At 34.9% G+C, this 23197-nt stretch carries 16 protein-coding genes; 1 reads left to right on the forward strand and 15 read right to left on the reverse strand.

All coding sequences use genetic code 11. The annotated features are described in order from the left end of the window. Positions 1-43 precede the first annotated feature (43 nt). From prfB to ABDJ34_RS02965, 13 genes are all read right to left on the reverse strand, one after another. Positions 44-1139 (reverse strand): peptide chain release factor 2 gene (prfB, locus tag ABDJ34_RS02905; RefSeq protein ID WP_412701300.1). Its coding sequence is split into 2 segments (ribosomal slippage): positions 44-1066 and positions 1068-1139, totalling 1095 coding nucleotides; the frame shifts between segments, so codons are not numbered across the junction. A gap of 81 nt (positions 1140-1220) precedes the next feature. Beyond that, on the reverse strand, positions 1221-3950 hold the full coding sequence (gene secA / locus ABDJ34_RS02910; RefSeq protein ID WP_412701301.1) for a preprotein translocase subunit SecA: 2730 nt from the start codon (positions 3948-3950) through the stop codon (positions 1221-1223). Positions 3951-4171: 221 nt separating this feature from the next. Next, complete coding sequence (yjeM, locus tag ABDJ34_RS02915) at positions 4172-5674, reverse strand: glutamate/gamma-aminobutyrate family transporter YjeM (protein ID WP_412701302.1); 1503 nt, start codon at positions 5672-5674, stop codon at positions 4172-4174. Between the two features lie 657 nt (positions 5675-6331). Beyond that, positions 6332-7042, reverse strand: coding sequence for a transaldolase (locus ABDJ34_RS02920; protein WP_094207736.1), 711 nt, complete (start codon positions 7040-7042; stop codon positions 6332-6334). 27 nt (positions 7043-7069) lie between these two features. Continuing rightward, on the reverse strand, positions 7070-8428 hold the full coding sequence (locus ABDJ34_RS02925) for a PTS ascorbate transporter subunit IIC (RefSeq protein WP_094206392.1): 1359 nt from the start codon (positions 8426-8428) through the stop codon (positions 7070-7072). A 17-nt stretch (positions 8429-8445) separates the two neighbouring features. After that, a complete protein-coding gene (locus ABDJ34_RS02930) occupies positions 8446-8721 on the reverse strand; it encodes a PTS sugar transporter subunit IIB (protein WP_278731637.1) in 276 nt (91 codons plus the stop codon). Then, entirely contained in the window at positions 8714-9184 is a 471-nt protein-coding gene (locus ABDJ34_RS02935; protein WP_412701303.1) for a PTS sugar transporter subunit IIA, read from the reverse strand. Before ABDJ34_RS02935 ends, ABDJ34_RS02930 begins: the two co-directional genes overlap by 8 nt. Positions 9185-9364: 180 nt before the next feature. Then, positions 9365-9544, reverse strand: a complete 180-nt coding sequence (locus ABDJ34_RS02940) for a hypothetical protein (RefSeq protein ID WP_412701304.1) — start codon at positions 9542-9544, stop codon at positions 9365-9367. 303 nt (positions 9545-9847) lie between these two features. Then, positions 9848-11308: a flippase gene (locus tag ABDJ34_RS02945; RefSeq protein ID WP_412701305.1), complete on the reverse strand. Its 1461-nt coding sequence runs from the start codon at positions 11306-11308 to the stop codon at positions 9848-9850. Between the two features lie 189 nt (positions 11309-11497). Continuing rightward, positions 11498-12643: a double-cubane-cluster-containing anaerobic reductase gene (locus ABDJ34_RS02950; RefSeq protein ID WP_412701306.1), complete on the reverse strand. Its 1146-nt coding sequence runs from the start codon at positions 12641-12643 to the stop codon at positions 11498-11500. A 418-nt stretch (positions 12644-13061) separates the two neighbouring features. After that, complete coding sequence (locus ABDJ34_RS02955) at positions 13062-14498, reverse strand: UDP-N-acetylmuramoyl-L-alanyl-D-glutamate--2,6-diaminopimelate ligase (RefSeq protein WP_412701307.1); 1437 nt, start codon at positions 14496-14498, stop codon at positions 13062-13064. 107 nt (positions 14499-14605) lie between these two features. Beyond that, positions 14606-15460: a preprotein translocase subunit SecD family protein gene (locus ABDJ34_RS02960; RefSeq protein ID WP_412701308.1), complete on the reverse strand. Its 855-nt coding sequence runs from the start codon at positions 15458-15460 to the stop codon at positions 14606-14608. Positions 15461-15479: 19 nt separating this feature from the next. Continuing rightward, positions 15480-16346 (reverse strand): polyphosphate kinase 2 family protein, encoded by an 867-nt coding sequence (locus tag ABDJ34_RS02965; RefSeq protein WP_412701309.1) that lies wholly within the window; start codon positions 16344-16346, stop codon positions 15480-15482. A gap of 197 nt (positions 16347-16543) precedes the next feature. Here ABDJ34_RS02965 and ABDJ34_RS02970 point away from each other — a divergent pair, with 197 nt between their 5' ends. Next, complete coding sequence (locus ABDJ34_RS02970; RefSeq protein ID WP_412701310.1) at positions 16544-17530, forward strand: LLM class flavin-dependent oxidoreductase; 987 nt, start codon at positions 16544-16546, stop codon at positions 17528-17530. Positions 17531-17816: 286 nt separating this feature from the next. Here ABDJ34_RS02970 and rbsK read toward each other — a convergent pair whose 3' ends face one another. Both rbsK and ABDJ34_RS02980 read right to left on the reverse strand, forming a co-directional pair. After that, positions 17817-18695, reverse strand: coding sequence for a ribokinase (gene rbsK, locus ABDJ34_RS02975; protein WP_412701311.1), 879 nt, complete (start codon positions 18693-18695; stop codon positions 17817-17819). A gap of 160 nt (positions 18696-18855) precedes the next feature. After that, positions 18856-23136, reverse strand: a complete 4281-nt coding sequence (locus ABDJ34_RS02980; RefSeq protein WP_412701312.1) for a leucine-rich repeat protein — start codon at positions 23134-23136, stop codon at positions 18856-18858. Positions 23137-23197: the final 61 nt, after the last annotated feature.

The following is a 23197-nucleotide window of genomic DNA, read 5'->3' on the forward strand; positions in this document are numbered from 1 at the left end:
CCTTTTCTATATTGTACTATATTTGTGTTATTTTATTGTAAATTTAATTGTGGCTCAAATATGCATTTATGAATTTATCCAAATCACCGTCAAGCACATCTTGCACTTGTGAACTTTCAAAGTTTGTTCTGTGATCTTTTACCAATGTGTACGGTTGGAAGACGTAGGATCTGATTTGGGAGCCCCACGCTATTTGGTTGTATTTTCCTTGGATGTCTTCGATTTTTTCACGCTTTTCTTCTTCTTTTATCATGATAAGCTTGGCGATAAGCATATCCATGGCGTATTTTCTGTTGGCGATTTGCGATCTTTCTGTTTGACATTGGACTGTGACACCTGTTGGAATGTGTGTGATTCTAACTGCAGAGTCTGTCATGTTGACATGTTGTCCACCGGCACCAGATGCTCTGTAAGTGTCCACTTTCAAATCTTTGTCGTCTATTTGGATGTTGTGACTATCTTTGATTTCAGGGAAGACATCCACTGATGCGAATGATGTGTGGCGACGTTTTTGTTGGTCAAACGGAGAAATTCTGACAAGTCTGTGGACTCCTTTTTCGCTTTTCAAAAAACCATAGGCGTTAATTCCTTGTACGATTAACGATACGGATTTGATGCCGCCTTCTGTATCTTGATTGTAGTCGGTGATTTTATAGGAATAATTCTTGTCAGCAATCCACCTCGTGTACATTCTCAGTAACATTTCAGCCCAATCTTGTGCTTCAGTCCCACCTGCACCTGCGTGAATGGACATAATCGCATTATTTTTGTCGTATTCTCCCACCAAGAGCGTTTTGATTTTGAATTCGTCGACTTTTTCTTCCAAACTTTTGAGTGTTTTTGAGATTTCTTTTTCGTATTCTTCTGTGTTGTCTTCCTTGCTGATTTCGAGCATCATTCTTACTTCTTCGATTTTTTCTTCGATATCGTCGTAGTTTTCGACATCGTCTTTTACGGAATTTAATTCGTCGAAGATTTCTTGTGCTTTGTCGCTGTCATCCCAAAAGCCCTGTTTCAATGTTTCTTGTTGCAATTCATCTAATTTTTTTCTTAAATTGTCTAAGTCAAAGAGACTCCTTTATTTCTTTTAGATTTTGAGATAAACTTTCTATTTTTTCGTTAATTAAAAATACGTCCATTTTTATCCTCCAATTGCATATATTTTTTGAACAAAAAAGGAGGATTTCTCCTCCTTGATGTGTTTGTATTTGTTTTTATTTTTATCTATTTTTACCACAGCAGTTTTTGTATTTCTTACCACTTCCACATGGACATGGATCGTTTCTACCGATTTTCTTACCTTTAACTACTGGTTTGTTGATTTCTTCTTCACCACTTGATGCAGAAGTTTCGTGAGCTACTTGTTTTCTTTCGATTTCTTCAACTGGTTGAACGTTGAACATTCCTCTAACTGTGTCTTCTTTGATAGAGTGGTTCATATCTTCAAACATTTCGAAACCTTCGTTGTTGTAAGCTCTTACTGGGTCTTGTTGACCGAATGCTCTTAGGCCGATACCTTGACGCAATTGATCCATCGCATCAATGTGATCCATCCATTTTCTATCTACAACCATAAGAAGAATTACACGTTCGATTTCTCTGAATTTTTCTTTGCCGATGGCTTCTTCTTTTTCGCCGTAAACTTCCAATGCTTTTTGTGTTACATAATCTGTGAAAGTTTTCTTGTTGTAGCTGTTAAGTCTTGTAAGATCCAATGTTCCTTCTGGAATGAATGTGTTCAAGTAAGTCATCAATGCTTCCATTTCCCAATTTTCTGATTTTGCATCTTGGCAATATGTGTCGATTGCGTTTGCAATGATGTCCTTAATCATAGCTACGATAGATTCGTGCATGTCTTCACCGTCAAGTACTTTATCTCTTTCAGTATAAATTACTTTACGTTGTGCATTCATAACGTCGTCGTATTTCAATACGTTCTTTCTGATACCGAAGTTGTTAGATTCAACCTTTGTTTGCGCTCTTTCGATTGCTTTAGTGATTGTTCTGAATTCCATTGGTTCGTCTTCTGGGAATTTGCCAGATTCAGCGTATTTTTGGATGGTTTCTCCACCGAACAATCTCATTAAGTTGTCTCCTAATGATACGAAGAATCTTGATTTACCAGGGTCTCCTTGACGACCAGAACGACCACGCAATTGGTTATCGATACGACGTGATTCGTGACGTTCAGTACCGATAATGTATAATCCACCAACTTCAAGAACTTTCTTCTTATCTTCGTCAGTCATTTTTTTGTATTTTTTGTATAATTCGTTGTAAACATTTCTTGCTGCAACTAATTCTTCGTCTGTACTTGGCAAGAATGAATCCAAACTTTCGATTACGTATTCGCCATAACCTTGTTTTTTCATGTCGTGTTTTGCTAAGAAATCTGGGTTACCGCCTAAAAGAATGTCGGTACCACGGCCGGCCATGTTTGTTGCGATAGTAACTTTGTCAAACATACCCGCTTGTGCTACGATTTCTGCTTCACGTTCGTGTTGCTTAGCGTTCAATACGTCGTGTTTGATTCCGTTCTTCTTCAACAAGTTGGACAATCTTTCTGAAACTTCGATGGAAATAGTACCAACTAGAATTGGTTGACCAGTCTTGTGAATTTCTTTTATTTCTTCAACGATTGCGTTGAATTTAGCGTTTTCGTTGATGTAAACTCTGTCTTGTTCGTCAACTCTGGCTACTGGTTTGTTAGTAGGAATTTCAACAACGTCCATCTTGTAGATTTCGTTGAATTCCGCTTCTTCAGTCTTGGCAGTACCAGTCATACCACTTAATTTGTTGTACATTCTGAAGTAGTTTTGGAATGTAACTGTTGCCAAAGTTTTGGATTCGCTCTTAACTTCAACACCTTCTTTTGCTTCGATAGCTTGGTGAAGACCATCAGAATATCTTCTACCTTCCATTATACGACCAGTAAATTCATCAACGATAAGGATTTCGTCGTCTTTTACTACGTAATCAATGTCACGTTTCATTGTATTGTTAGCCTTCAAAGCTTGGTTGATATGGTGAGCCAATTCCATGTTGTTAGGATCAGACAAGTTTTCTACGCCGAAATATTCTTCGGCTTTTTTAGTACCAATTTCTGTAAGACTGGCAGTTTTTCTCTTTTCGTCAACCAAGAAATCAACAGTTTCATCCTTGAATTCACGATCGAAAATATCTGGCTTGTCTTCTTCTGGATCCATAATACGTCCAGTCAAACCATTAGCAAACATATTTGCTCTCATGTACATATCTGTAGATTCGTCGCCTTGACCAGAAATAATAAGTGGAGTTCTAGCTTCATCTATTAAGATGGAGTCAACTTCGTCCACGATTGCAAAGTTAAGGCCTCTTTGAACCTTGTCTTTTTTGTAAATAACCATGTTGTCACGCAAATAATCGAAGCCGTATTGGTTATTAGTACCGTAAGTAATATCACAAGCGTAGTTTTCACGTCTTTCATCATTGTCCAAACCATAAACGATAACGCCTACAGTTAATCCCAAAAATTCGTGAACCTTTCCCATCCATTCCTTATCTCTCTTTGCAAGATAATCATTGACAGTAACTACGTGAACGCCCTTTCCACTAAGTGCATTCAAATATGCAGGTAAAGTTGCAACCAAAGTCTTACCTTCACCAGTTTTCATTTCTGCAATTCTACCTTGGTGCAAAACAACACCACCGATTAATTGCACACGATATTGTTTCATACCCAAAACTCTGTAGCTGGCTTCTCTAACTACAGCAAAAGCTTCTGGTAAAATATCGTCCAAAGTTTCGCCGTTTTTTAATCTTTCCTTGAATTCAACAGTTTTATGCTTTAATTCATCATCTGATAATTGTTGCATAGACTTATCATATGATTCAATTTTTTTAATAATTGGTTCTATCTTCTTTAGCTCTTTTTTATTAGCTGAGCCAAAAATAGATTCAAATACTCCCATATAAATCTCCTTACTTTAATATCTATAAATACTACCTTTTATTTTAACATTAAAACATATCATTTACAACAAAAACATCAACATTTAAAGGAAATCACTTATAAAATTTCCCAATAAATTACAGAGCATATAATTTCAGGTGAAAAATCCGAAAAATTTATTTATAAAATCATATTCAATATAAAAGAGAGCCGAAGCTCTCTTTTGTTACACCGATAGTTTTAATTTAATTTTCCGTATTTCTTTTCCATTCTATTGTACAAATACAATGCCAATAGTGTGAATAGTAATGGTCCTGCTACAGACATTATTGTAGTCAACCAGTCCCCACTACTAATAGCTGGTTCAATAATTGTAAATAGGTTCGCAAATCCTACAACTAAACATACTAAGAACACAGCCGCCTTGACAACTCCCATAGATTTAAATTTTTCAAATGGTTTTTCTATTTCTTGATTTTTCTTAAATGCTAAGAAAGAATAAGAAATGAAGAAGTAAGGCAAAGTCATTGAAACGTTAGTCATTGACACCAATACTTCGAAGAATTGTTTTGCGCTTTTTCCTCCGAATGAAACAATGGCGATAATTACAATAACACACGCTGCTTGATACTTCATAGCATTCACATACATACCGTTTTTTTCAACAGTCCAAGATTTTGGCCATAACTCTTTTGGAGTCCCACCTATTAATTGCTTAAGTGGAGAATAAATCAAAGTAAAAAACGCTCCTGTCAATGCTAAAAACATCGAAATACCCATATATCTTGAAATCCACAAACCAAAAGTTCTAGCTGCAGCTTCACTCAAACCAAAAGCAAGTCCCAATTGATAACCCATGTGATTCATCCCAATATATGAAACATTACCTAAAGTAATAGTTTCTTTTGAGAAACTTTTGAAAGCAAAATCCCAATTAGTAAAAGATCCAAACATCAAAATCCCCAATGCATATCCAACAGTTATTATTATAGCTGCGATGCTTACACCTTTAGGGAAATTTTTTTCAGGATTTTCTGTTTGATCTACAAGACCACCTATAACTTCTATTCCACCATATGCAAAGATTGCGTATACAACAAATGATAAAACAGCAATTTCTCCACCTGCGTATTTTGGATTTGGAGATTGGAAAAATGCTTCAAAATTAATTGGTTGTAAAACTTTTCCTTTGTTTAAAATAAGTATAATTAATCCTCCAACAAACAAGAAAATGTTAATAAGAGCTACAGCACTTCCGCCAACAGAAGTAATCTTTTTAATTTTTTCCAAACCTTTGTTAGATACATAAGTAACCATTATAATCCAGCAGATTGCCAAAATACCCAAAGTTTTTACTGAGTCTAACCCGAACAAAGACCATTGTTGAGTCTTGTCAACCCCGAAAATAGCATTCGATAAAACAATCCAAATACCTGAACCTACATTTACTTGCCAGATTATGTAGGATGCAAACCACATAAAAGTGATTACAAAAGCGTACTTCTTGCCAGAACTTTTTTCCATCCAAGAATAAATACCACCTTTTGCATCTTTAAATGCAGAACCATACTCTGCTATCATGAATGCAAATGGTAGGAAAAATGCTATACCCGATAAAATATACCAAGGAATAGCGGAGTATCCCATTAAATAATATGATCTACTAATGTTAGTGAAACCAAAAACCGACGTAAAAATCATCAATATAAGCGCTTTCAAACTAAGTTTTTGTTTGTCTGTCATATATTCCTCCTAATATTAATTCAACTCTCAAAATCGCAATCGGTGTAAAATGCTTTGAGAATGATTGTTTTTTAGAAAAAATTTGAATTATAATACAATTGAAACGCAAGTATTTATCGCTTCAACGCGATGTGGTATAGGCGATACACGCCTTTTCCCTCATTTTATTGCACTACTCTCTAACTTCTTCTCTCTTATATTATATTCATTAATATTCTGATTTGTCAACCAGTTTTTTTGCTTGTTTTAACTGTTGATTTAGGGATTTATCTGCCTTTTTTCTTGATGTATATTTATACGTAATTAGCTACATGAAACTTACGATTAATTTACTTTTAATTGATATTTCTTTAGTTCATATTAGAATATTAATAAAATAAATTTATCTTAATATTGTTAATTTAAAATTTTTAATATTTTTTAATTCCTCAATTTTTTATTCTAATAATTTTAAAACTTCGGAGTACAATTAAAAAACATTCTTAGTATTCTAGATATTCGTGCAAAATGCTTGATCTGTGTTGTGTCTGAATAAGATTATTAAATTTTCACCAAGATATTCGTGCGCGATTGTTGCCGTAGCCTAGATATTCGTGCATGATGATTTTTCAATCACAGGACTAAAAAAAGAGCCCACATTTGTGAGCCCTTGTGTTATTAAAGTATTGAAAATCCTAATTCTTTTGAGTCTTTGCAGAATGTCTTCACTGTATCTAGTGAGTATTCGTTCAAGTCTTTTCCCATCAATGAAAGTTTCTTGATGATTGCAGGAGTACATGTGATGATGTCTACTCCCAATTCATTTGCTTGGTAAATGTTGAACACTTCCCTTGGAGATGCCCACAACAATTCGCAACCTTTTTTAGTTTTGCAAATTTCCAAGGCTTCTTTCATGATTGGCATTGGATCAACTCCTGTGTCTGCAATTCTTCCAGCAAATACTGAAACAATGCTTGGAACATTTTCAGTCAAGTTGTCTACAACTTCTCTTACTTGATCCACTGTGAAGATTGCTGTAACGTTAAGTTTGATTCCTTTTGAACTAAGTTTTTTCAATAATGGAGCAGTTGATGTTCCATTACTTGTAGTTACCGGAATTTTGACGTAAACATTATCTCCCAATGAAGATATTTTGTCTGCTTCTTTTTCCATTGTTTCCAAATCATCTGCGAATACTTCAAATGATACTGGATATTCTGTGATTTCTTCTAGAACTTTCTTAGCAAATTCAACGTAATCAGTGATTCCAGCTTTTTTCATCAATGATGGGTTAGTTGTGAATCCCGTTACTTTTTTTGATGCCAATGATTCTAACATGTCTTCTAATACTGCACCGTCTGAGTAAATTTTTGTGTTAATTTTATCCATTTCAACCTCTTTCTTGTGTAGTTCAAATTATTGTTCGTTGTTAATTGCTGTGTCTTTCTTAGTGATAATTGAAGGAGCTATTAAAACTACTGCCAAAACAGCGATAATAATATAAACTCCGACATTACCCATAGCGTTACCGATTTTTCCTAATAATATTCCCAAAACTCCGAAGTCAAAATCTCCGAATGTTGTATTATTGAATCCTAATTGTCCTAAAACTGGTAGTAAGAATGCTGGAAGGAATGCCAAGAATAATCCGTTGATGAATGAACCTATCATAGCTCCTCTTCTACCACCAGTTGCATTACCGTAAATACCAGCAGTTGCACCACAGAAGAAGTGAGGAACAAGTCCTGGAATAATTAATACTCCACCGATAGCTCCCAATATAAACATACCGATTAATCCGCCTACAAAACTACATGCAAATCCCAAAATAACTGCTGTTGGTGCGTATGGGAAGAATACTGCACAGTCAACTGCAGGAACAGAGTTTGGAATTAATTTTGTAGCAATACCTTCGAATGCAGGAATTAAATCTGCCAAAATCATTCTAACACCGGCATATACGATTGCTACACCAACTGCGAAGTTTAACGCAGAGATGATTGCAAACAAATATGGGTTTTGTCCGTTAGACATTTTGCCAACGAAATCTGGACCAGCTTTGATGCTTGCGATTAGATAGAACACAATCATTGTTAACGCTGTTGAAATTGTAGTATTTCTCAAGAAACCCCATTTTTCAGGAATTTCGATATCTTCAGTTGATTTGGAATCTTTTCCAACTAATGAACCGATAAACGCCGACAAATAATATCCCAATGAACCAAAGTGACCAAGTGCGATTTCGTCTCCGTCAGTAGCTTTCAAAGTGTATTTTTGTCCGATTGCTGGAGAGATTGAACTCCAAGCTCCCAATATAAATCCACCAGCCAATACCAAAGCGACACCCTTAAATCCGATTGCACCTAAAGTTGCTGACAATAGACAAGCCATGAAGAAGCTGTGGTGGCCAGTTAAGAAAATATATTTGTATCTTGTAAATCTTGCTATTAATAAGTTAAAAATAAGTCCTACTAACAAAATTGACATTGTTTCTACGCCCAAAACTTTTTGTGCAACAGATGTGATGGCTTCGTTATTAGGAACAACACCTGTGATGTTGAATCCGTGTTGAATCATTTGACTCAATGGATCCAAGTTAGTCGTGATGACATTTGCACCTGCAGCTAACATTAAATATCCTAAGATTGGACCTAATGTACCAGTCATAACCTTGTGAGCTGGTTTTTTAAGTGCGATAAGACCTACCATCGCGATAAGACCCATCAAAAACGCAGGTTCAGATAAAATATCCTTTAATACGTTTAAAAATCCCATAAATTCCTCCTAAATTTTTATTTGAATTCTTCTAATACAGGAACCAAATCTTCTTCGATTTTCTTTCTGTTAGTGTAGCTTTTTACAATGGCTACTTTTTGATCATCTGAAAAAATTGATTTGAATTCCTTAACAGTTACGAAAAGATCAGCGCCTTTTCCTACAGCTGCGTTAGAATCACAAGATTCAACGTTCGCTTCAATTCCCATTTCCTTGCAAATAGTTTCCACCTTCATTTTCAAAAGAAGACTACTTCCAATTCCATTACCACATACAGTAACAATATTAATCATCATTTCCCTCCTCTAATTTTTTGTTAATAATATCCAACATTTCGTCCTCAGTTTTTGCGTTTATAAGCTCATCTGTAATTTCATCTGAATCCAAAAGCACTGCCAATTGTTGAAGTGCTACAATGTGTGATGAAGAATCCACCGCTGCCAAACAGAACAAAATTCTTACCCAGTTGTCCTCATCCTCTTCTTCGTTTCTAAAATTCACAGGCTCATTTAATTTTGTCAAACTAATCGCCATTTTGTCTACATTGCCGTTTGGTCGTGCGTGAGGAACCGCAATGTTCGGAGCAAGCACAATGTATGGACCAGCATCCTCAACGCTTTTTATCATGTCAGCAACATATTGTTCGTTAATGTAACCATTGTCCAACAAACTTTTTGCTGCAATTCTTATTGCATCCTTCCAATCATTTGCACAATCTTCAATTCGTATCAATTCTTTTTTTATTAAATCGCCCAAACTATCACCTCTTTACAAAAAAATATTGGTTAACAAAAGTATTGTTAACCTTATTTTACCATATATTCACATTAGATTATATATGCGTTTCAAAAAAATTTGCCAATTTAAAGGAATAAATTACTGGTCATAGTTATCACTGGCAAAACGTCGTCGACAAACACAAAATCTTATGCCCAATTATTTTATTATACCATCATTGTGAAATTTTTCTAGTATTAATTTGAAGCTTTGACGTGCGAAATGAGTGATTTGAAAAATATCAACGAAATTTTCAGAATGCACTAAAGCAGAAAAACAGTTTGCACGAATATCTAGACCACGAACGAAGAAAACCACAAAAACTCGTAAATCGCTCATCTGTCTACAAAAATTGATAAATTCTAATCTCGAAATCCTAAAATTTGAAGCACGCTTCGCTTACGCGGTCAAATTTTGGACGGATTTCTTCGATTGAATTTAAAACAATTTTTTCCGAATGATTCGCTCCTTTACGATGTTTTTGTCTTTTATAAATCTTAATTCTTAGCAAAACTGGTAATCTGCTTTTATTTCACTACATCACGATATTCGCTTATTTATCTACAAATTTAAAAAATTCTAAAACTATCTTTTACCCCTCACCACACAATAAAAAAGAGCATCGCATGATGCTCTCATTATTTATTTTACTAATTTTTTAAGTGGTGTTTTCTTCAATGTTTCGATAAATACTTCATTTTTACCGAAGAACAATATTAAAGTGTAGCCTATGACGCTGATGAAGAATACTGCCAATAAGTTAAGCGTGTAATTCGTGATAAATTTTGTGACTACAAACTTTGTCAAAAGTATCCACAAAGCTCCTGCTACTGCGTATTTCATTGTATAGAATAATTTGTCCATTTCAAAGTAAACTCTTGCTTCTTTAAATTCAAATAGACACACAAGAACTACTACTAATTCTGAAATCGCCGTTGTCACTGCTGCACCATTTTGTTGCCAAAGTGGTATGAAAACTAGATTTAACCCTACATTTACAAACGCCGATATAGTCGTCGCTTTTAAGTTCAACGCTTCTTTTCCCAATGGAACGTTCATGCAAGTTGTGATTACACCACCAGTTATTGCGAAAAATACTGACACTGCTAGAATTTGCAACGAAAGTGTCGCCGCAATGAATTTTTCTCCAGAGAGAATGTAGACGATGTTTTTGGATAAAACTCCAAGTCCTGTGCACATTGGTATCATTAATAATAGCAAGAAACTTGAGATTTCTGTCAACAAATGTCTGAATTCTGTTTTATCATCTAATGTCGCTGCCTTGGAAAGCCTTGGAATTGTAACCATGTAAATCGCGCCTAGCATTTGCTTTACAACGGAATACACCTTCACGCTTACTGCATATAGTCCTGTGTAAAAATCTCCCGAAATCCAGCCAAGCATTGTCATGTCTGCACTTACATACACCAAAACTGCGATGCTATTTGAAAAGAATAGCATGATGGGTTTAAAGTGTCTTTTCAGATTTAGTTTGAGTGTTGGTTTCAAACTTACATATCTTCTTACATGTAACATATTTGAAATACACACCAAACCATTTACGAAAACCGTAAGTCCAGCGTATTTTAAGTAATCTTCTTGGGTTTTTACTACGAAAAATAATAAAATTACACCAATAGTTTGAATTATGATACTTCTGATTGTAATGTACAAATAATCCTCGTGGATTGCGTTGACCCATTCAACTCCAAGTGTCGCGAAGATTATGGTCAAACTTTGAATGAAAACAAGCGTTGCATAGTCGTGCATTTTCACAGAAACTACACAGAATATAGCTAAACAAATGTAAGAAATCAACGTAGACAACAAGTTGATAGAGAAAACTTCCCTCGAAAATTGATTGAGTTTTGTTCTATTTTCTCTGTATTTGGAACCTTCTCTGACTGCGTAATTGGTAATTCCAAGCGATGCAATCAGCATGAATATTTTAATAATTGAATCCCCGTAGCTTACCTTTCCCATGTTTGCTACTTGCAAAATTCTCGTAGCGTAAGGAAAAGTTATCAACGGGTAGACAACGCTCAGCCCAACTTTGATTAAATTAAGCATCGCGTTTAATTTAAGTGATTTTTGCTTTGCCAAGTTCTTCCTCTCCTATGTGCAAAATTAATACTTACTATATTGTATCACACCTAGCTAGTTAGATTATTACAACATTTCAAAATTTCCAACAAAAAAATAACCGCCAGTTCTGAATAATGGCGATTATTTTCCAGGTAAAACCTGTATGGACTTTGCTGAATCTATTATACCACAATTTTTTAAAAAATGTTATAACATTTCAACAAATGCACCAATTCTTGTATTTAATTGTCCGATATCTGATTTTGAGTAATCTGTTTCCACTGCAATATAAGGAACATTTTTCTTATCGTTGCAGAATCTCTTAATTGCCAAACCTTCAACTTGGTAAGGAGTACAAGCTTGTAAGTGCATGTCTATAACACCATCAACCTTATATTCGTCGATTAATTTATCCAATAATTTAAGTCTGTTTTCGTTTGGACTCACACATGCACAACCGATGTTCATGTATTTTCTAGCAATCGCATCAATCATATCTGGATTATCTTCGTCGACATTTTCATCGATAGCCTTTGCGCCGCCGCAGTTTTCGTAGCTAACCACAACTGCACCGTTGTTTTCAACTGCTTCGATAACTTTTTCAGTCGCACCACCGATAGGACAACCAGTGATCAAAATTCTTGGTTTGCCACTGATGTGCTTGTGTTCAGACATAACCTTGGCTTTTAATTCTTCAAGCATTTGTGGAATTTGTTCCTTGTCAAAATCAAATTGCACGCCATTTAAAACATGCCACAATTCTCCACCTGTAATTGGCAAATCATCAGCCTTCATTATAGAATAGAAGTCCTTTACAGCAGATCTCTCAGCGTTTTTCACTTCAATAGCATGCTTTAATTTTTCATCAGTGATTTCAACTCCGAATAAATCTTCGATAGTTTTAATCATTTTTCTGATTTCTTCTTTCCATAAAATAAGACCTTGTTCAGTGTTCTTGTTTGGAAGCTCCATAACGTGAACAGGTTTAAATTCTCCCAAATATTCGTACATCTTCTTCTTGCCATCGCAAGTTGTTTCTCCGACAACTAAATCAGAAAAATAGAAGAACGGACACTTGTCAGTCAACGCAAAACCATATGAAGATTTGATAAGTGGGCATAAGTTTTTAGGCAAATCCCTCTCAGCATCTTGAATAGTTTCGTCACTTGTAGCACACAAACTAACACAAGTAGCACCCGCTGCAACAGCTAACTCTTGTGGAAAAAACGTACAAAAAATTCCAATAACAGGAATATCCTTATCTTTTATTTCTTTTACCTTCAAAAAAGCATTTTGACGACTTTCTGCAAAATCGTTAAAAACTTCTGGTAATTCCTTCTTTAAATCAACCATCTAATCACCTCGTAACAAATAATATCATTTAATCAATAATATATCAAAATGATAATCGTTATTTATAGATTTTTTCTATAAATGACCTCCCTCGCTTCGCTCTCATAATGATTTGAGGAATAAAGAAGGTATTGTCTTAGATAGCTTCAGAATACACAAAGCAGAAAACCAGTTTGCACGAATATCTAGACTACGGTACAGAAAACACAAAAACTCGTAAATCGCTCATCTGTCTACAAAAATTGCACTAAATTCAAGCGAAGTGAACCGTTAAAAAATTGTGCTGTTTGAGTGCGTAGCACGAGTTCACAATTTTAGGTTCACAAGCGATGAATTTATCAATTTTTGTAGTCTAGATATTCGTTCGTATCGGTGTCTATTTTTGCTTTTATTGAAGATATGTTCGTATCTTTACTGCTTATTTATTCTTCAATTCATCCAACACTTCGTTGACTGTTTCTTTTTCAGAATAAGGTGTCTTTTCATTTCCTTTGAGCTTGATGAAGTTTTCTTGTCCTTTTCCCAAAAGTAGAACAAAATCTCCTTTATTTGCCATTTCTATCGCATGTTTGATGGCAGATTTCCTGTCTTTGATTCTGACATACTCACCGTTTTCTTCCTCAATTCCACTGACAATATCATCTGCAATGTTTTCGTATGTGTCGAATTTTGGATCGTCAGTCGTAACCACCGAGAACACGTTGTTTTCAGCGGAAATCTTTCCGACCTCGTGTCTGATTTCACGAGTTCTATCGCCACTCATTCCATAAACTGCGATTTTTCGTTTGTCGTTTGGCACAGATTTGTAGATATTTTCAAAAGCTTTTGGAGTGTGTGCAAAATCAATGACAATATTTATCCCCAAATCATTTTTAACAAATTCAAACCTCGCTTCAACGCCTGTAAAACTTTCTAACGCTTTGGCAATGTCTTCAAGTTCATATCCCAATAAATTCACCGCAACAATCGCAGCCACCGCATTGTACACATCAAACATAGCAAATCTGTTGAGTACGAATTTCACGTTTTTGAGTTCAAAATGCATCTTTCCATCAATCAATTCTACATTTTCAGCCTTAAAATCGGATTCATTTTCAAGAGAGAATGTATATGCTTCTTCAAACCTTCCCTTTGCTTTTCTTCCGTATTCATCATCTACGTTCACGATTTTTTTCTTAGCATTTTCGAACAAAATCATCTTCGCATCGAAATAATTCTCCATATTTTTGTGAAAATCCATATGCTCTATCGATAAATTATTAAACACAGCTACATCAAAGTCAATCCCGTCTAGTCTATGCAAATACAATCCATGACTTGAACATTCCACAACAGCGTTGTCGATTTTTTTGTCCACCGAAAGCTTCAAAATCTTGTCAATTTCGCAAATTTCTGGAGTCGTGTTTGGCGTTTCGTATTTTTCTTTCGCGATAAAAGTTCCGTTCGTGCCGATATTTGTGCATTGTGAGTTTAAGTTTTCCAAAATATGACTAATCATAGAAGCTGTCGTAGTCTTGCCATTTGTCCCAGTAACTCCGATAACACGAAGTTTCTTCGATGGAAAGTCTGTTATCACATTTGAAATTTGAGCAAGTGCAATCCTTGAATCTTCTACTTTGATGTAGTTTATGTTGTTAATTTGTGTGACATCTTCTGTAACCACAATCGTGTTTGCGCCGTTTTCAATCGCCTTGTCGATAAATTTGTGTCCATCAAATTCCATCCCTGAAATCGCCACAAACACTCCACCTTTTTCGATTTTTCTGGAGTCATTTGTGACATTTGTGATATCCAAGTCGTTGTTTTTCGTGTAATCTATATAATCAGTTTTATCTATAATATCAGTTAAGTTCATATTTTTCCCCTTTGGCTTTCATTTATATATTATTATATAACATCGGGCTACATATTAAAAAACAAAAAAACTGACCACTTAGTCTAGTGATCAGTCTATAAATTTTATTATTTCATAAAAGCTATCGCAGCTGCTACTGCTACGATTCCAACTATAAGTCCAAACACAAGTCCTGAAACTATACTTACAATCGCTGATTTCACACCTACTGCAAGCATTCTTTCATCAGAAATTCTGTCGTAGAAAACTGATGAGTAAAGGATAACTCCTATTATCATTCCGACGATCGATGGAAGGAACGTTGTTGGAAGTGCCATCAACAAAATGTTAATCAACGCTTCACAAGCTACATACACTCCAAGTCTTGCATCTCTTTCTACAGGATTTGGAACTGGTGACATATCTTTTTTAGTGAAATGGAACATAAGTCTACATACTGCATAATAGAAAAACATCGATATAACAGCCAAAATAATATTATATGTTATTGGATTCAATCCAGTTTTTGTTACTTGTTCCAATTGTTGTGCTTGTTCTGGGTGAAGCTTGAATTGTACTATTGATGCCACAAACGTGAACACTCCGTACAACAAGAATAATATTACAAATGCACCCTTTTTATTGAATTTTTCAATAAGTCCATGTAACATAGAGAAAATATTTTGGCAGAAACCAGCATACCCAGAACTCTCTCTTTGAGTGTAATCTTCAATGTATTCTTCTTCATCATCTTGATTTTCGAAGAAAAAGCTGTCGTCTGTTTTTTCGTAGTGATCTTGTTTCGTATTAGAATAATTTTCTTCTTGTGAAGCTTGGAAATAGTTGCTATCCCTGTCGGAATAGCTATCCTTATCTTCACTAAAACCGCCCTTCACATTTTCCTTTTCGTTAAAATAATTCCCGTCATTAGTGTATTCGCTGTCGTCGTTTTCAAAGTTTTTGTAATCTCTATCGTCTGACATATTCTCCTCCTATTTATTATTAGTCTTCTTTTTCATCCTTCTCGTCTTGTTCCAACAATACCTTCTTCCATTTGTCTAGTTGCGATTCTTCTTCTTTTGAAAGCTCTGGAACGTGTGGGTCCAATTGCTCGAACAAATCCAACATAACCTCACTCACAACAAACCTCGTGTACCATTTGTTGTCTGCAGGAATCACATACCATGGGGCATAATCTGTCGAAGTGTTCTCCAACATATCCTCATAAGCCCTGTGATATTCATCCCAGTTTTCCCTTTCCAAAATATCACTTGCTGCGAACTTCCAGTGCTTTTCTTCCAAATTAATTCTGTCCAAAAGCCTTTCTTTTTGTTCTTCCTTAGACACATGCAAGAAAAACTTCACAACTTTTATACCATTGTTATCCAAATATTTTTCAAACGCATTGATGTCTTCAAATCTTTTGTTCCAAAAATCGTCGTCGTTTTTTTGATTAACCAAATTGTGAACTCTCGTCACCAACACATCTTCATAGTGCGATCTGTTGAAAATCCCAACTTCTCCATAAGCTGGAGTAGCCTTCGTAATTCTCCACAAATAATCGTGATCCAATTCTTCAGTGGAAGGTTGCTTGAAGCTTGTAACCTTGCAGCCCGCAGGATTAAGTGCAGTGAACACTTTTTTTACTAAACTATCCTTGCCTGCAGCATCCATAGCTTGAAGCACAACCAAAATTCCTCTTTTATTTTCGGCGTATAATTTTTCCTGATATTCAAACATTTTTTCCAAATTTTCAGGCAAAATTTCTTCCTTCACTTCTTTTTTAGAATATGAATCGTCTTTTTTAGTGCTAAATTTTTCCAAATCAACTTTTTTATTAGGTTTTACCCTGTATTTTTTAATATCCATAACTTACTTCCTTTTTTATCAACGTTATAATATATTTATCCAAATCAGGTAAACTTAAAACAATTTTTTGTTGAATTAATTATACCATTTGTTCAAATTTATTTCAATAGTTTACTATCACATTAGTATTCTGTGAAAATCATTTGACATTCCATGTTTTATATAATAAATTCATATTAATAGAAAGGGGATAAAATATGAAAATATCAATACTAAATTTAATACCAAGATTTATAGATGAAACTGCCAAACAATCCATCGAACGTGGATTGGAACTTGCAAAATGGGCTGACGGACAAAACTTCGAAAGATATTGGGTCGCAGAGCATCACAATTCAAAGTCAATTTCATGCTCAGCAACGGATTTGATTATCGGATATATTTTGGAAAACACACAAAAAATAAAAGTTGGAGCAGGTGGCGTAATGCTTCCAAATCATACACCATTTCAAGTTGCAGAAAGATATGGAACGCTCGAAACATTGTATCCCGAAAGAGTTGATTTGGGAATTGGAAGAGCGCCTGGAACAGACATCGAAACAGCGAAATTAATTTATCGCGACACATACAAGGAAGATAACTTCAAAGAAGCCATCAGAACACTTCTAAGCTACTTTGAAGATGAAGCGGAAAACTTCAAAGTGCGTCCATATCCTGGAGTTGGCACACACGTTCCTGTGTATATTTTGGGAAGCTCCATGACATCAGCGCACATCGCAGCACAATTGGGACTACCTTATTCATTCGCAGGACATTTTTCGCCAAACACAGTTGAAGTTGCACTCAAAATCTACCGCGAAGAATTCACACCATCGAAGTATTTGGACAAACCATATGTAATGCTTGGAGTATCTGCAAATGCAGCTTATGAGAAAGACTCCGCAGAACACATCAAACAACAAGCCATCTCCATATTCTTGCAAATCCAAAACAGAAACAACAGAGATGCATTCTTAAAAGCAGACCCTAACAACAGTCCAGAACTCACATCAATCGAAAAATTCATGATAAGAACAGCAAGAGGTCTTCGAATAGAAGGAGACGTGAATTCTGTCAAAGACCAATTCATGGAAATAAAACAAAAATACAACCCAGACGAAATCATCGCCGCTTCCTACATTCCAGATTTCAAATTATTAAAAGAAAACTACGAAATCATACAAGATTTGGCGTTGAATGATTAGAAGTTTCTTAAAAAACCATCCAGGAAATTCTGGATGGTTTTGTGATTTTCGTAAAAATTATAATCATACAAAAAGCAAACCATCATGCACGAATATCTAGACTACAAAAATTGTTGTTTTCTAAATCTCCAAATCCTAAAATCGCAAGCACACTTCGTTTACGCGGTGCGATTTTGGACGGATTTGTTCGATTTTAAAACAAATCAATTTTTTCCGTATGATATTCTTAGCATGAACGGTTTTCTTTTTATTACATCAAAAACTTTCAGGAAAAATCCTGAAAGCTTTACATAATCTCATCGATTGTTGGGATGGATTCTCCCGATCCTTTTCTGGTTACTGTCTTTGATGATGCTTTTGTGGCAAACTCCATCGCTTCTTTGATGGATTTTTGTTGATCTAACATGACAGCCATCGCTCCAATGTAGCAATCTCCTGCAGATGTTGTGTCCACAACTTTTGCTTTGATGGGCTCTTGTTTTATGTGTTCTTTTTTCGAGAAATACTCAGAGCCATTTTCTCCCAAGGTTATTATCACAGAACCTACATTTTTACCCAGCAATTCATCTGCTGCTTCTTTTAAGTTTTCTTTGGTTGAATATCTCAAAATTTCATTTTCATTAGGCACGAACAAGTCCACCTTATGCAATATATCTTCCACTTCAAACTCACTTGGGGCAGGGTTTAATATCACGAAAACTCCCTTTTCTTTCGCTTTTTTAATAGCATATTCATTGACTTCTTGCGGAATTTCCATTTGCAAAATCAAAATATCACACTCATCCAAAAGTTCGATGTTATCGTCGATATCTTGGATTGTAATCGCATAATTTGCCCCATGATCCAAAACTATTTCGTTTTGACCAGTCTTATCCACATTTATTAGCGCAGTTCCAGTGTCCACATCTTTTTTGATGATGTTTGATGTGTCCACGCCATATTCCTTCATATTTTCGAAAATAAAATCAGCGTCCATATCATTTCCCACACACGCAAGAAACTTCACATCGCCACCGAGTTTTTGACAAGCAATCGCTTGGTTTGCCCCCTTGCCACCGACAGATCTGCTCTTTGATATCGATGATATTGTCTCGCCAGGTTTTGGGAAATTTTCCAAATTATATGTAGTGTCTACATTCACGCTTCCTATAACTAAAATTGCCATAAATCTCTCCTCAAATCTTCGAATTTCATGATAATTATTTGAAATTATCAGTTGATAATATATCTAATATTATACAATACAATTCGATTTTTGTAATTTGCAAACAAAAAAACAATGTGACTGAATCTAAAATCCAATCACATTGCTTTGTTAATGAATACTATTTGTATTCTTCAATACTTTTTTCTCCACCTAAAATGATGCCGTTTTTGATTTCATTGTCTCTCAAGTATTGTTTTACTGATACTGATGCTTCATCTTTATCTATCAATACTATTGGTGCTTGTTCGGCGTTTGATAGATATGGTGCGAGTAGCGCATCTGCAAATGTATCTTTATTTGCAAATATTATTGCGTCAGGATTACTGTTGACTGCTTTTGCTACTTCTAGTGCTGTGTCTACTCTTGTTCTTCCTGCTAGTCTTTCTACTGTAATTTTACGTTCTTGTAATTTTACTTTGATTGCTTCTGATACTTGAGTTTTCCCACCAATTATTGTTACTTTTTCAATGCCCCAATCTTTTATTACTTTTTCAGTTGTTTTGTTTAATTGGCCATTTTCTGTTAACAATACTGGGATGTTTAGTTTTGCTGCTAGGCTTCCTGCTGTTAATGCATCAATTGAGTTGTATCCGTTTACTAGGATTACATCTGTTTTGTTTGAGGAGTTACGTCTGATTTCTTCTCCTAATTTTACTGCTGTTTCGAATCTGTCAGCTCCTGCTACTCTTTGTTGTTTGATTCCTAGTTGTTGTAATTGTTTTGCAACATCGTCACTGATAGATTCTTCGCCACCTGCGATTATTATCTTAGATGGGTTGAGTCTTTTAATTTCTTGAAGAACTTCATCCATTATTGAATCTTTTTCTACAAATAATGTTGGTGCGTTGATTGCTATTCCTTTAGGAGATGCTGCAAGTGAATCCACCATTTTGTTGCTTGATGTTAAGATTACTACATCTGCATGTTTGAATAGTGTTTTGCTTACTTCTACTGCTGTTAGTTGACGATTTCTTCCTGCTATTCTTGTTGATGGTATTTTTTCGAATATTTCTTTTAGTGTGTCTGTGTCTTTGATGTCTTTGGATTGTGGTGTTTCTGGTTCAACAGGAGTTGTTGGATCTGTTGGAATAGTTGGTTCTGTTGGTTCTGTAGGTTCAGTTGGATCAGTTGGTGTTACTTCTTTCTTTTCAACAACTACAGGAACTTCCACAATTCTCTTGGATCCATTTTCAAATGTTACTTCAACTTTTGCTGTATATTTACCAGGTTTATTTGTATCGATTTTTGGTTTCGTTACATCTTTTACAGTTGCTTTTTCTGGTAAGTTTTTGATGTTATCAGATAGGTCGATTTTTTCGCCTTGTTTTACAACTTCTTTTTCTATGTCTTCTGCTTTGATTTCAGGAATTTCTTCAATAGTTCCTGGTTTTACTTCGCCTTTGAAAATAACTTTTTGATTTACTAATGATTTTTCATTGTTAAATTTCACATGCTCATAATTTTCAGTGTACAACTTAACGACAACATGTTTTTTGTCAGTTGTTACAGCGTCTCTGAAAGCAGTATTTGAAAGTTTCTTCAAACTCTTTGGTAAGTTAGTTTCTAAAAGAAGTGAATGTCTAAATGCAGAATCTCCGATTTCTTCAATTCCTTCACCTAGAGTTAATTTCTTTAATCTCTTCCATTTAATATTGTGGGCGAAAGCTTGTCTTCCAATCTTTTTAACATTTCCAGGAATTGTCAATTCTTCTAATTGATGACCTGTAAAAGCTCTTCCTTTGATTTCTTCAACTGTTTTTGCAATAGTAAGTTCTTTTAATGGTGCTCCTTGGAAAGCTGATCCTTCGATAACTTTTATTCCTTCAGGAATTACAAGTTTTTTAAGTTTGATATTTCTTGCAAAAGTACCATTCGCTACCTTTGTCATATTTGGAGAAAGTCTAAGTTCAGTTATTTGATTTAGTGAGAACGCTCCACCTTCAACATCTTTTACAGAATCAGGTAATATTACTTTTTCAAGTCTATTTCCATTAAATGCTGATCCTCCAATATATTCAAGAGTGCTTGGAAATTCCACATTTCTAAAGTTGTTTAATCTGAATGCATCTTCTTCAATTCTCTTAAGATTTTGTGGTAATTTTACGGATACCATACCATTTGCAGAACTTACAGTATCTGTACCGAAAATAACTCCAGGATCTTTTTCTAAACTAAATGCTGATTTGCCGATCACTTCAATATCTTTGCCATCAGGATTTTTATCTGGAAGAACCAAATCCTTGTTGAATTTGAACTTAGCCTTGCCACTTTCGCTAAATCCTGTAATAGCATTGCCTTCGTATGTGAAGTCTTCACTTGTATACAGATAATCTTTCTTGATGACTAAGTTAGCCAAAGCTTCTTCCAAGCTTTTATTTGCAGCTGTTATTTCATCTGATGTTTTATCCAAATCAGCTAGAACTTCCTTAGCCTTGTCAAGTTCCTTCTTCATAGCATCGTAGGATTCTTTTTCGAAAGCTTCTGGAATTAATGCTTCTGCTCTTTTGATAGAATCTCTAAGTTTTGATCTGTCTGGTGCTGATTGTCTCAATTTCGCTTCAGCTTTTACCAAATCATCAAAAGCTTTGTCCACTTGTTCTTGAGTTGATTTTTCGTCTTTGAAAATTCTTTTAGCTTCTTGTAATACCTTGTCAAATTCATCTAAGGCATCTTTCTTGTAATCTTCTCTTTCAATTGATTTAACACTTTGTAATTCTTGGAAAAGTTCACTTCTGTTTACATCTGTAATCAAAACTATCTTATGATGATCGCTTTCTGGTACGATATAAGTTGATGCTTGTAAATGTTCAGGGTTTCTAGTTTCAAGTCTTACAACCTTGCTATTTTCATAACCTATATTGTTTTGGAATACAAAATGTCTAATTTTAAAAATAGAGTAAGGAAGTTTTACAAGTTGAAGTTTATTGTTTGCAAAACTAAAATTATCTATTTGAATACTGTCCACATCATCGGAGATTTCAAGCTTACTAATTTGATTGTTCATGAAAGATTCGCTACCAGTTTTCCACACAGTGCTTGGAATGGAAACTTCAGTAAGCTTATTGTCCTTGAATGCACGTGATTCGACAGATTTCAAACCTTCTTCAAACGTAACCTTAGTAATTCCTGAGTTTTGGAAAGCAGAATCTTTTATGATAAATTCTACATCTGTTTTAGGGAAAGTTACAGAATTTATTTTAAGATTTTCAAAAGAATTTTCCTTAATTCCTTCAACCGGTTTTAATACTCCATCAATAGTAACTTCCTTTGGAATAACCAAATCAGGATTCTTTGCTAACTTCGCCTTACCTTTTTCAGAAAAACCAGTAATCCCAAATCTGTGGGATTCTTCTTCCATTCTTCCCTTGTATTTGAATTGTCCATAAGTGAAGTCTTCTTGGGTCCATTTTTCAGTAGTGGGTTGTTCTGGTTGTTCAGATTCGCCCTTGAAGCTTATCTTGCCAACAACCTTGATTTTTCCAAGAACTGCGTCAAGTCCATCTGTTCCATAGTTAATTTCTTCTACATCTAAAGCAGATTTTAAATCTTCTTCATTATATGTGAATGAATTTTCGATAGTAACTTCAGATGTTGAATTAGTGTCTACGGAATCTAATTTCCAATCTATTGGAAGTTCGTAAACCTTGCCTAATCCTACTGAGATACTTTTTACGTCATTTTCAGCTACTAAAAGATTCAACAGAACTTTTTCTTTCAAAGTATTTGCCAATTCTTCCTTTGAAATTCCTTTTTTAACTTCTATAGTTCCGAAGTTAAGAGTGACAGGTTCTTCAGTTCTAAAAGCATTTGCTTTGATTAAAATAGGTCTTTCAAGTGGGATATCCACATTAGTTTGTTCTGAACCAAAAGTACCTCTAAGGATAGTTAACTTAGTCTTGCCAGGTGCTATGTTAAGTTTTACATTTTGTGAACCTAATCTAGAACCAGTTCCGAAAGTAAATCTATCTAATAATTCTAAATTAGATCCTAAAGTAAGCTCTCCTTCAAGTGCTTTGTCCATCATAAAAATACTATGACCGATAGTTTTTAATGAATCTGGGAAATTAATTGTCTTAAGCTTTGTATTTCCCATAAAAGCTTGTTCAGCTATCTTTTCTAAACCTTCAGGAAGCACAATCTCAGTAATATTTTTATTTCCTGATATTGCCCATTTCCCTATACTTTTTACTTTTACTCCATTAATTGTACTTGGTACTTTAACTACAGAATCTGTACCCTTGTACTTTTTAATAGTACCGCTACTTTCGTCAAAATCGAAATCACTTTCTGCTTTGACTTCTTGTCTTTGTGGAACATCACTTGCGTATATGTTTACAGGTGCAAATCCTATAACCATAGCGAAAATGAGTATCCACGAAACGATCCTTTTTCTATTCATATTATCCTCCTCATTTTTCTTGTAACAATCGTTACTATCTATGTTAAATCAATAAGTTTAC

The organism is Finegoldia dalianensis (assembly GCF_046255015.1).
GTDB classification, from domain to species: Bacteria; Bacillota; Clostridia; order Tissierellales; family Peptoniphilaceae; genus Finegoldia; species Finegoldia magna.